This window comes from Leeuwenhoekiella obamensis, assembly GCF_055391795.1.
This window is the reverse complement of record NZ_AP029251.1, coordinates 1,414,615-1,427,274: the sequence shown is the minus strand read 5'-3', so window position 1 is coordinate 1,427,274 and position 12,660 is coordinate 1,414,615. Positions and strand designations below refer to the sequence as shown.

The 12,660-nt window shown below is 38.0% G+C and carries 7 protein-coding genes and 1 pseudogene; 4 read left to right on the top strand and 4 right to left on the bottom strand.

Annotated features, from left to right (window positions below; translation table 11 throughout):
* Positions 1-43: 43 nt before the first annotated feature.
* From ACZ5L8_RS06355 to ACZ5L8_RS06345, 3 genes are all read right to left on the bottom strand, one after another.
* A complete protein-coding gene (locus tag ACZ5L8_RS06355; RefSeq protein ID WP_464440430.1) occupies positions 44-2,632 on the bottom strand; it encodes a S9 family peptidase in 2,589 nt (862 codons plus the stop codon).
* Positions 2,632-3,981, bottom strand: a complete 1,350-nt coding sequence (locus ACZ5L8_RS06350) for a RagB/SusD family nutrient uptake outer membrane protein (protein ID WP_464440429.1) — start codon at positions 3,979-3,981, stop codon at positions 2,632-2,634. The genes ACZ5L8_RS06355 and ACZ5L8_RS06350 overlap by 1 nt, the downstream gene beginning before the upstream one ends.
* Positions 3,982-4,043: 62 nt before the next feature.
* Positions 4,044-7,106 carry a SusC/RagA family TonB-linked outer membrane protein gene (locus tag ACZ5L8_RS06345; protein ID WP_464440428.1) on the bottom strand — a complete coding sequence of 1,021 codons (3,063 nt, stop codon included), beginning with the start codon at positions 7,104-7,106 and terminating at the stop codon, positions 4,044-4,046.
* 1,631 nt (positions 7,107-8,737) lie between these two features.
* Here ACZ5L8_RS06345 and ACZ5L8_RS06340 point away from each other — a divergent pair.
* Both ACZ5L8_RS06340 and ACZ5L8_RS06335 read left to right on the top strand, forming a co-directional pair.
* On the top strand, positions 8,738-9,640 hold the full coding sequence (locus tag ACZ5L8_RS06340) for a hypothetical protein (protein ID WP_464440427.1): 903 nt from the start codon (positions 8,738-8,740) through the stop codon (positions 9,638-9,640).
* Positions 9,641-9,801: 161 nt separating this feature from the next.
* A complete protein-coding gene (locus ACZ5L8_RS06335; RefSeq protein ID WP_464440426.1) occupies positions 9,802-10,464 on the top strand; it encodes a DUF4145 domain-containing protein in 663 nt (220 codons plus the stop codon).
* Positions 10,465-10,588: 124 nt separating this feature from the next.
* Here ACZ5L8_RS06335 and ACZ5L8_RS06330 read toward each other — a convergent pair.
* Positions 10,589-10,927, bottom strand: a pseudogene (locus tag ACZ5L8_RS06330) (transposase); the annotation flags it as partial.
* 586 nt (positions 10,928-11,513) lie between these two features.
* On the opposite strand from ACZ5L8_RS06330, the gene ACZ5L8_RS06325 reads away from it, so the two are divergent.
* Both ACZ5L8_RS06325 and ACZ5L8_RS06320 read left to right on the top strand, forming a co-directional pair.
* Positions 11,514-11,960 (top strand): hypothetical protein, encoded by a 447-nt coding sequence (locus tag ACZ5L8_RS06325; RefSeq protein ID WP_464440425.1) that lies wholly within the window; start codon positions 11,514-11,516, stop codon positions 11,958-11,960.
* Between the two features lie 289 nt (positions 11,961-12,249).
* A complete protein-coding gene (locus ACZ5L8_RS06320) occupies positions 12,250-12,612 on the top strand; it encodes a hypothetical protein (RefSeq protein ID WP_464440424.1) in 363 nt (120 codons plus the stop codon).
* The last annotated feature ends 48 nt before the right edge of the window (positions 12,613-12,660 follow it).

Sequence of the window (12,660 nt, the reverse complement as noted above, 5' to 3'; positions counted from 1 at the left end):
ATGGCCCCTTCATTATTAACACATTACTTACAAGAATTGAGCATCAAGGCATCCAACTCTTTTTTGGTGCTCCTTTTAAATAATGGTTAAACCATTCCAGATGTCTCCTATACAAATCTTTTCGCGCAATTGAATCCCTGATTCCATGGGCTTCTTCGGGATATACTAACATTACATGTTCTTTTTCCAGACGTCGTAAAGCTTGATATAACTCGCGACTTTGTGTCCATTCTATATTGGGATCTTTAACTCCGGCCCACGTCAGTAAAGGGGTATTCATTTTTGCTGCTTCATGGACGGTAGAATTAGCGAGATAGGCTGCTTGTGTATCATAGAAACTTCCGCTAAAACGCCATTGATGATTTTCAAAGCGAGAGAAGGCTGAATCCATTATAAACCATAAATAACTGAAGGAATAACTTACCAGGTCAGTAACCGGATTTCCAATAATAGCGGTCGCATATCGGTCAGTTTGTGTGATCATAAAGCCGGCTTGCGATGCGCCAAAGGAAACCCCCATGAGCCCTACGGCATCAGGATTGATAGGGGCAACTTCCACAGCTTTATCCACAGCAGCTCCCACGCAGTTCACAGCCGATATTCCCATAGCATTTAATTCATAGTGAATATCAGGACGTAAAACAAAATACCCGTTGAGATTTAAATCAACAGGCTCTATTCTGGCCTTTTGAAACGTCAAAGAGGGTAGATGATACTCATGTAGTTTTTTTGAATTTAATTCATAGATATCTACAACCATAGGATACTTTTTACCAGGATCATAATCTACTGGGTAGTATAAGGCCCCGTGCATTTTACGGCCTCCCTGCCAGTAGGTGATCAGTTTAGAACGTGAGGTATAGTAGCTTTTTTCATGTTTGTTGCTTTGCTCAATGGTTTTTACCTCTTTCTTTTCAATATCCAGATACATTAGCTGTGTAGGATAATCGGAGGATTCTTGCTTAAAGGCAAAGCGATTTTGATGCTTATCTGCGACTAGATTATAGGTTTTTAAATCATTATACACCATAAAGGTTGTATCCTCGCTTGCTGATAAGCTAGTAAGCCCCATAGCATAGGTGTCTAGATTTTTAATCTTAAGTAAAGGATCCTTATTAAGATCAATGCTAGAACTTGTAAAGCCAAGCTCTGTGTAAAGACTCACTCTTGTTTCAGGCTGGGTATTAAAGCGAAATTGTAAATCTCTGCTTTTTCCATGAGTCAGACGCTTTCGCTTACCAGTCTTAATATTTACTTCCCATATATCCCAGCGATCGTAGAGCAATATGGATTTATCGTCATCAGTAAAATAGGGGAGATCATATGGAGGTATGATCCCACTACGATCATGTTCTGTATCATAAACCGGAACCTCCCATCCTTTAGTAAGATTGGTACTACTTTCAGTAGCTATAGTATATATCCACCAGTTTTTATCTTTAAAATAACAGATGTACTTTCCTTGAGGAGAAGCACAAAACCCTTTTTTTATATAAGGTAAGCTATCCACCACACGTTTAGTTTCACCAGTTGTTAGATCAAGCAAATTAAGATCAATTAATACCTCCTTGGTTTTAAACTTAGGGAGGTGATTTAGTGTGGTATACGTTATAGCATGACGTTGATCTGGTGTAACTAAGGAGAACGGCTGCTCCTTAGATTCTATAGGTAGAATATTTTGAGTTTTTGGGTTCCAGCAAAATAGACGAACCCCATTTTCAATCCATTCAAAATGGATTTTTTCAACTTCTGTCCATGGTGCATCTGCTTTCCAGATCTGAACATTCGCAAGCTTACTTGAGTCTGCTGCAGGAGCTTTTTTAGACACTGGCATGGCAGTAAAGAATACCCGCTGGTTATCTTTAGAAATTCCAAATTTAGAACCAGAACCATTGTACAAAGTATAGCCTATAACATCCTTTTCACTTAAAGTAAATACTTCACCTTGAAGATTTACCAAAAGGAGACTAGCTCCGGTTTTGTCTTTGCATAATACAGTAAAAGATTTTTCGAGCGGATGCCAGTGAACATCTGTAAAATTGCCTTCCGCACTCTCAAGTTCCTTAATGATCTTAAAATTATTTTTGAAGTCTATTACCTGTAAGCGATCTCCGTCAGGATGCTTTAATACAAATACTCCATAATCCTGCACATCACTTAACAACACATCTTTCACTCCGGTAAAGGTTTTGGATAGGGAGGTTTTTAACTGCAATAGTTTACTTATATGTACCTTACTATTGTGTAAAATGAGTACCTCTCCGCTAGCACTAAAGTTCCCTTTGGTAAATGCTTTAAAGGTTTTTAAAGTATCATTCTCAACATCCAGTAAGTGTACTCCCGCTTCTGTTGTATAGCTTGCCCAGGCACTGTTGGTCGAAAACTGAAGGTTTTTCCCATTGGGAATTATCTTATCTGCATCAGTCGCAGTGTTGGTAAGTATCAACGTATCTTCCTGTTCGGCATAATACCGGTCATAAGAAACCCATATTCCATTAGGAGATAGATTAACATTGCCTAGTTTATACCACTTAGATAGATCTTCCGGTGATAGAAAGCGATTTTCTTGAGCAGCACTATTTTGTCCAATACAAATAGCAACCAGTAGTAAAAGGATTTTTAAATATTGCATTAGTATCCGGTGTTTTGAGGTTGCAAATTCGGATTAAGTACCAGTTCAGATTCAGGTAAAGGAAGCCTTACTTTATACGGCTCCCATCCACTTTTATAATTTAAGGCCTCATCAGCAGCATTAAAGCGTTTCAGGTCATAAAATCGATGTCCATATTCAGTAAAAAACTCGTGTCTGCGCTCGCTTAAAATAGCGGCAAGCATTTGCTCTGGTGTACTGGCTTCTATATCCGGGAGCGCTGCCCGTGTTCGTATTGTATTTAGATCACTTGCAGCAAGTGATAATTGTCCCATATGTGCATAAGCTTCAGCGCGTATAAGGTATTGCTCTGCAATACGTAAGACCACGGTATATTCTAGGGTGCTGTCTGTGCTTCGCTTTTCTTTATATTTAAAGGGATAATAGCCTATTGCCTCATCTTCTTCTACCTTACCTATCCATTGCTGTAACCGTTGATCTTCTGTTTCAAAACTATTTATGAGTCTTTGGGTTAAGGCTGTTTTTGGAGCCGGCAACGATTCAAATATATATTCAGCAGCTTCATAAGTATTTAATCCATCAGAATCTGGACTTAATTGAAAGATCGCTGCTGGGCTATCTTTTAAAAAAACCTGATTTAATGGGATTTCAACATCATAAATAGGATTCTCAATCAGCTGCGTGGCTGTGGTAACAGCCTTATCCCATGCTCCGGCATAGAGGTAAACTCTGGATAATAGCGCCTGGGCCACCGCTTTATTTGGTCTTACACGGTCACTGGCAGGGTACAACTCTGGTAATAGTTCTTGTGCTTGCAATAAATCTGCAATCAGCTTTTCATATACCTGCTCTTCTGATAACTTTTGAATTTTAATGTTATCTACATAGTTTGTTGTGGTAGTATAGGGTATCTCGCCAAAGAGTTGTTGAAGGTGAAAATGCAATAGCGCGCGTAATAAATAAGCTTCTCCTTGTATTTGTTGTACATAGTTTGCGTCCAGCTGTGCATTGTCTGCAGTATAGTTTAGGATATCATTTAAAGCATAGATTTGGTTATAAGTATATTCCCACAGTTGTTCAATAAAAGGGGTTTCTGGTAACAGATTGTTTTCATAAAATAATAGCAGGTTTGCCCGGCTTGTTTGATAGAGATCTAATTCATCTGTATAATGCGCCATTAAATTTCCTACCCCTACATCATTACCGGTAAGTATACCACCTTCACGCAGCTTTGCATACACATTTAGTAAAGCAGAAGACGTGGTGTTTTCGTCAGCATATACAGTTTCTGCCGTGATTTGGTTATTAGGGAGATCAGTCTCTACAAAAGATTCGCAGGCACAGAGGCTGCAAACCAGTAGGAGCAGCATGTGTTTAAAGATTCTCAAATGATGGATGTAATATATGATATAACGTTTCATAGATTCTTATCTTAAAAATTAGCCTGTAAGCCTACGGTTAAAAAACGTAGGGGAGGGATGTTGTTGATGCGTTGATTCTCAGGATCTGCACCTGCATAATCGGTTATGGTAAATAGGTTTTGTCCCTGTAGATAGAGCCGCGTGTTAAAGCCTTTTACCATATCTTCTGGCAGGGTGTATGAGAACGATAAGTTCTTAAGGCGTATAAATGAAGCATCGGTTACTGATGCGTCACTATTGCGGTAGTTAGCATAAGCGCTTACAGCTGCACTGTCACCTCCTGCAGTAATTTTTTGAAAAGTGGCTATATCGCCGGGTTGCTGCCAGCGATTTATTAGGGCAGCAGGTTGGTTTGATTTAATCCCGGGCCTACCACCACTGAAATAATAATTAGAGCCTTGTTGCTTAACAAACTGTAGCAGGAAGTTAAGCTCAAAAGCTCCCCAGTGTAATCGATTGCTCAGCCCACCAAAGAAATCAGGGTTGAGGTCCATAACAAGTTGACGATCATTAGGAAAACTGATGCTTCCATCCCCATCATAATCCTTAAATTCATAAATACCGGTTTCCGGATTGATTCCTGTAAATGCATATACCTTACGTATATTGAGGGGTTCTCCTACTATATATTGATTAGCGTAGGTAGATCCCTCCAGATCAGGAAATGAAACCAGTTTGTTTCTAAGAAAGGAAAGGTTCAGACCAGTACTCCAGCTAAATTTTTCGTTTTGAAAATTAACGGTCTTAAGCTCAAACTCAACCCCTGTATTCTGCACAGAGGCATCCAGATTGGCTAGTATAGAACTAAAGCCCGTGGTACCCGGTAGGGGTATTCCCACCAGCTGATTTCCAGATCGGTTTCTAAAGTAGGCGGTGTTTAATAATATGCGATTCTTTAAAAAACCCAACTCAAGGGCTAACTCTAATTTTTTATTTTCTTCCCAGGCAAAATCACCATTAAACAGACGGGTAGGGGTAATGCCGGTTATGCCTTGATACCTGTTAGAAGTTATAGTATACGAATCAAGAAATTGATAATCTCCTATCGCGTCACTTCCCGTGATACCATAACTCCCACGCAGTTTCCCATAACTCCACCAGGGCATATCCTGTATCACATCTTCTTCAGAGAATATCCAGGCCATACCTACGGCACCAAAGTTGGCAAACTGTTTCCCGGGGCCAAACCGGCTACTACCATCTCTTCTTCCGGTAATGTTAAGTATATACCGATCTTTGTATTGTAGATTAAGCCTACCAAAACCAGCAGTGTATTTATAAGCTGTCCTACCGTTTTCAAGAACATAAATAAAGGAGGCCGCACTTAAATTAGAAATCAGGCTGTTGTTAGCGTATCCTTGACCGATTAAAACATTACGCGTTGATGTTTGGTTTTGAAAAGTGGCCCCCAGCAATGCATCAAGTTCCCAGTCTTTATGAGCTAGAGTATAATTTATTTGAGGTTCTATAATCCAGGATTGATTGCGGGTATCATTACTAAACCTATACGAGCGATCACTACCATATCCTAAAGCAGGATTGTTCACAGTAGAAGGTACTTCGTGAGATTCGTTGAGAAGACTTTCAGTATACCCCAGATTGGTACTTACTTTAATATGCTTTGTGAGTTGATACCCCAAGACCGCATTAGCAAGTAGTGTATGTGTTTTGGCTGCATACTTTTGTTCTAACATCGCCAGTGGATTATCCCATGTACTATCAGCCCAATTCAGTTCACCAGATGCTGTATAAAGATCGGGAGCATTCGGAGCTAAACTCCGTGCTTCTCTGCTAAAATCAATACCGGGTTGATTGTTTTGATCGTAGGTATACGATGCCGTTAGATTAATAGTAAATTTTTTATCCTCAGAGCGGTGATTGATATTGGTGTTTACTGATAGTTTGTTATACTCAAAATCACCGGGAAATACCGTCGTCTCGCGTTGATATCCTCCACCTGCTACAAATCGGGTGGTTTCATTGCCGCCATTTACTGATCCTTGTATACTGGTGGTAGTTGCGGTATTGACTATCAATACATCTTGCCAGTCAGTATACTTTGTTTCATCCCAGGTCCCGTTGATATCATAGGCATTATCAGGATATTCTGTAACACCATCATTTGCATAAGCCTCCCTACGCATGTCCAGATACTGCTGGGTATTCATCAGGTCTAAGGTGCGGGTTACTTTTCCACTACCGGTATAAGCATTAATACTATAGCGAGTCTTACCCGCTTCTCCCTGTTTTGTAGTGATCAGCACCACACCATTAGCTCCACGAGATCCATAGATAGCAGTAGCATCGGCATCTTTTAAAATTTCAACACTCTCTATACTGTAGGGGTTGATAGCATTTAAAGGGTTAGTACCTGCTCCGGGCAGTATATTGGCAGATATAGTACTACTTCCTAGTGATTGGGAGTTATAGGGTACTCCATCAATAATAAATAGGGGAGCATTTCCTCCATCTCGAATACTATTAATCCCACGTATCTGTATATCAAAACCTCCACCGGGAACTCCGGTGGTCTGCGTGATGTTTACCCCCGGCATACGCCCTTGTAGTGCCGCTAAAGGATTAGTAACCGGTTGTTGTGCTATCTCAGTGGCAGTTACCCGCGCAATACTACCTGTTTGCTCCTTGCGGCTGGCATTATAGTAACCCGCATTGATCTTTATTGCATCCAGAGCGGTGATGTCGTCCTGTAATGTGACATCCAGTGTTTTTGTATCCAGTACCTCAATCTCCTGTTGGATAAACCCCAGCGATCGAAAGATCAGTACAGCATTGCTGGGCACTTGAATACTGTAGTTACCCTCAAGATCAGTCGTAGTACCTTGATTGCTGTTTTTTAAACTGATGCTTACACCCGGCAGTGGTACACCGTGTGCGTCAGTAACGGTACCGCTTACCTGCTGTTGAAAAGTTTCAGCAACAGGCAGGATACAAGAGCTAACAAAAGCTTTAGGAGTGAAAGCCACGTCGGTAGCGCTATGCGCTGTAGTTAAGCTAGTTATAAAGATAAAGCATAGTAGTACCTTTAAACGAACCTTACCCGTATTATTTTTCATAATTTTATAGTGTTAGTAAAATGAAACATTCGTTTTATGCAAACCAGGCCTTCCCGCGCGACGCCAATCACAGGGAAGGCTAATGGTTCTACCCGTTAAAACAGGATCTTCATTCTTCGTTTTCCATAAGCAACTCTTTTTTTGGCTAATTCAACATTCAATTTTTTTATTTAATCTTAGAGTGTTCTTTATATTCCCTAATAACCATTTCCCCGGCCTACTTTTTAATTTCGTAGCAATTGCGGAAAAGCTTCGAAGCGATAGCTGTGGAGCATGGAACTAGTGAAACGGTTTTCCATGCGCATGATAAGAAGCTTTTTCAGTAATTCAAGAAATTAAAAATCAGCCTAGTCCCGATTTTTATCGGGATTTGTTTCTTTTTTGGGCGATGCAAAAAAGATATGCATTCATCCTAAGCACCTAAATTTTTAAAAGATTAAAACCACTCCACACCCACTAAATACCCTTATACCTATACTATAGTATAAGCCCATGCAAGACCATTCACAATCATGCATAACCCGCCCATTTACCTGCACACAGGTAACCCACGGGTACTTAGCGGAATGTAACGTGCTCCCGTAGGCACGTTGTATCGTTTTTTGCAGTGTAAGCACTGCCTTAGTTCTCGTCCTCCATAAGGAGTAATGACCGGTAAGGCCAGTATCAAAGTTTAGGGGAATAAAGGATGCGAAGCTTTTTAAAGCGAAGAATATGGCTTTGAATAAGTAAGTTGAAGATTACGAAACGCCTGAATACAAAAAAGGGCGTGTCTCAACTTACCGACTTTGGGTACTGGTATACCTCGGAAACGGAAAGTGAGATGCACACGCCCGGGTCGTGAACATCCTAGCTTATCCTCTCGTTTCCTAAAAATTACCAGTTTCAAAGTCGAGATTCAAAGCGAATGCTTCTAATATTTTATGTTCAGAAGTTTCGCAAAAATATAATTATGAAGTAAATATAAATAAAATAAATTACATGAGAGTGTACGCTCTCAATAAAAATAGATACATTTTTTTCATTTGTGCTAATGGCGGATAATAGTACTAATAAAAAAAAGAAGATATTTACTGCGGATAAATACGTTTGTAAATTTATTAGTGATGAATGGCTTTCATCAAAGGATATCAGTTCAAGAAAATATGGTAAAATGTATGGGGTCAACTACCATATAATTGAGAAAATTCAACAGGAAGATGGCTATAATTTACCATTGTCTACGTTAACTACGATGTGCTTTAATCACGGAATGAAACTTTCTGATTTCTTCAAACATGTTGAAACTAAATATGCTGAATTCTTAACGGACGATTATTTTATTAAAATCAGTTAATTAATCTCTTTAATTTTAATATCTCTTCATACTCTATAAGTTTTTCCTGACATTGAACTGTTTGATGCAGTGCTGTTGCTTTCCGAAATATTTAATAAGAATTACTCAAGTATAATCCTAAAATGGTAATACATTTCCTATAAGGTTAGGGAATTCCGTAAGCTGGTTTACTTAGGAAGAAGTAATTTGGTTTTATAAATCCAATAAACGAGAACAAGAGTTCCGTTTATCCCGAAAAATTAGTGGGATAATGGGTATATTTATCTGAATATAACGAGTTGTGGTGCATACCTGAATGAAGACAATCTTAATAATATTTGGAGTTTTAATTGGGATAATCGGACTGATTTTTCTCGCGCTTGTAATTGCATCATATCGAAGACGACCGAAATTCAATAACAAAGGATTTACACCTATAGAAAAGAAGTTGCTTTCGGAACTTTACGAACTTTTCGATTCAAATATTCAAACTAAATTAAAAGCGCAAATCGAATACTTTGAGCCAAAAAGGAAATGGAGACAGTTTTGGGAAAAGAGTATGTCGTTGGAACTGTATGGAAACAATGAAAATCCACTTTCCGACAACTTACGATACAAAAGAAAAGATGAAAGTAAGCTCGCCACTATTAGATTTAAAGCTAACGATGAAAAATACCAGATAGAATTTGACAATTATGACGGCCGAATTTGGGGCTGGAAAATAAGACCGAACCCCAAAAACATATTGAAATTGGAATCGATTAACGTAACTAGCAAAAAAATAAACAACGACCCAAATAGTTTTGCTCAAAGCTCATTCAAAAAAGAAAAGTTTAAAACAATTCCAAATTTTAATGGACTTCTTGGAAAATTAAATAATATAGAACCAATAAATCAAGTTTTTGAACCTATTGGAGCCGAATATCTAGAAAATTATATTAAACGAATTGACTCAAGACTTCCATCTGAATATCTTGACATTATTCAGCAATCAGAAGGAGTAGATTTTAGAGAATTTAGCATATTGGGAATATCAGAAATACGGACAACTGGACTTGACGATGGAAACTATTATCATTTAGCTGAATTCGATGATGGAGTTTTGGCTGTGAAAGAGGAAGAAAAAAATGGTACTCTTTATTACTGTCATTATTCTGGACTATTAGACAATTTAGGTACTGACTTTAAAAAAGCAATAACAGAAAGAATAAAAGAATAAAAAAGTACGACACCACAACACCGTGTATAGCTCATTGCGGCTGAATTACTAATCGGAATTCATTGCAATTTGCTATCTTTCGGCTACGGCGGAAAATCCTCGCGGATTTCCCGCAACGAGCCATACACAAGACCGTTGGCACCAATTAGAACGAATGAGATATGAATAAACATATACCACCAGTATTAGATAGTAGAAAATTTCATTGTCCTCAATGCGGAGTTTTAGCTGAACAAACTTGGTCAGGAAATATTCACTGTCATTATACAAGAAGATTACCGAATGGAAACAATTCTTCTGAAAAATATATATTACCGAATACGAAAACTGCTAAATGCACTCATTGTGAAAAAACTTCATTTTGGATTGGAGGTAAAATGGTTTATCCTCTTTCTGGAAATGTTGAAATGGCAAATCCTGACCTTCCAGAAGATATTAAGAATGACTATAACGAAGCAAAAGATATTGTAAATGTGTCACCTCGTGGAGCAGCAGCTCTTTTGAGACTTGCAATACAAAAATTATGTATTCATTTAGGCGAAAAAGGAAAAAACATCAATGATGATATTGCAAGTTTGGTAAAAAAGGGATTACCACAAACAATGCAACAGGCACTTGACAGTGTTCGCGTAATTGGAAACAATGCAGTTCATCCTGGAAAAATTGACTTAAATGATAAAATAGAAATCGCTTATGCTCTTTTCGGTTTTGTAAATGTCATTTGTGAAGTTTTAATAAGTCAACCGAAAAAAATCCAAGAGTTTTATGAAAAAAACATACCTGTTGGAGCGAAAAACGGAATTGAAAAAAGAGATGGAAAATAACTGGTGCCAACAAAGAACTGAGGTAAAAAACAACTCTTTTTCGCATAAAATTTTAGGCATATGTATCCTTAGCTAGAATCCATATTAACAGATCTTAGCTGTTTCAATTTTTTATTTTTAAGACCTATCCCTTAGGTAATACAGATAGGTGATTTTCATCGTAGATTAGGCCTGATTTAGCTATTGCAAAAGCCTGTTTTATAAGTTTATTTGCTACAGCAATCAAGGCGAGTTTCTTACTCTTACCTTTTGCTAGAATCCGCTCATAAATTTCTCTACATGCCTTGTTATGTTTACACGCGTTAAAGGCACATAAAAACAATAGATTCCTTAGTTTTTTATTGCCCACTTTACTTATCCTACTCCTACCTTTTACACTACTTCCTGACTCCCGTATTGTTGGAGTAATTCCTACGTAGCTGCACAGTTGCGAAGCTTTTTCAAATTCAGAGGAGCCTTCAGTAGAAAAACTTTAATTAGGGGAATCAAACCAGGACCTAAGCGTATTGCCAATTCAACCGGCAAACCAGATCGCAGATAACGAGACAACTATTGTACCCTGTGATATAAGCTATCTTAAAAGCTTATAATCACAAAAAATGAGACTAAGCAATTCATAAACCACTTGACAAGGCCTTATAAATACCCTATATTGGTCATGCTGGTTCTTCAAGATAGCTTACCAAAATCAACCAATAGCAAGTCTTACTGCTTCAATTCTTTTTTACTCACTAGCTAAGCTCCCTTCACCCGCAGTTCACCCGTGGTTTACCCGTGTTTCACTCGAGGATAATGTATAGATGAAGTAAGGTATTTATATGCAAAACCTAATAGAGCAGTAGGGAAGTGGTACTTTACTCCTGTTTCTGATCATAGGTAGACTTGTTTATTCTGTTTTGTATTTTGATAACATTAACCCACCAACCTTGTTAAAAGGAAGACAAAAGGAGATTCAGAGAAAATACCCTCAGTAAAACTGAATATCTTTATTTATGAATATGAAATCTAGCTAGGCTTGCTTTTAGTTTAGCTTTTAAATTGAATATATTATGAAAAAGCTGATTGTATTACTGGTGGCCCTGTTGATGTTCTCTTGTAACGACATAAATAAAAAGCAAAAAGGGGATGAGGGCCTTATAGATAATCAAGAAAAAACTGCACAGACTACGCTAAATGGTAAGTGGTGTTTTAAGAATGAATATGTCTATGAGGATAATCCATCTATGAAGGATGAGCTCAACTTGACACTTATCTTCAATGGACAAGATGTTACCGGAAATTATGATTGGCTTCCTCAAGAAAAAGATCAACGAAAAGGAACTTTAAAAGGGAAATTAAAGGATCAAACCATTACAGCAGATTACGTTTTTATGCAAGAAGGTGAGAAAGATACCGCGCAGATAAAGATTGTACTACATAAAGATAAGGCCGTAATTTCTGGTGGAGCACCCGAATTGGGCTTAAAGGCTTCATTAAATAAAACGGAATGTAAATGATAGAATGGAATACTATTAAATGAACATAATGATGAGAAAATTTCTAATTGTATTAATGATCCCGTTAATGTTCGCTTGTAACAATTCGAACAGAAAGGAAAAAGAAGAAAATATAAATCCCACCGCCATTCCCACTCAGGAAAAAAATGAAAATAATCTGGAATCCTAGGAAGAAGTAGCAGCTTCCCAATTAATTGAGCCGGGTAAGAGTATTGGTGATATCCACATAGGTGACCCTATTAATAGTGTGATATCAAAATTAGGTAAACCTGATAAATCTGATGGTGCAATGGGTAGCAGCCTGATGATATGGAACAGCGATGATGCGCAAAACGAACGTACTGCTGTCTTTGCTGGATTATCTATGGGTGATGCAACTGATAAGCTTGTAAAAAGAATTATGGTAAGTGCATCAGAATATCAAACCAAAGATGGGATTGCCACAGGTGCCACTTTAAGTGAAATACAGGAAAACTATAAACTTGAAAAAGTAGATGATGCTACCGCAAAAGATCAGGGAATTGTAGTCTACGATGATTCTAAAAAGGGAATTACCTTTGATATTGATGATGCTATAAATACCTGTGTAGCCATAACAGTCCATAAAGCTGGTGAAAGTCCACAATCTTATATTAATATGCATCAGGAGTAAGCTAGCGCTAATATATGATCAAGCTCTTTTATAGCTTTGAGGATTTAG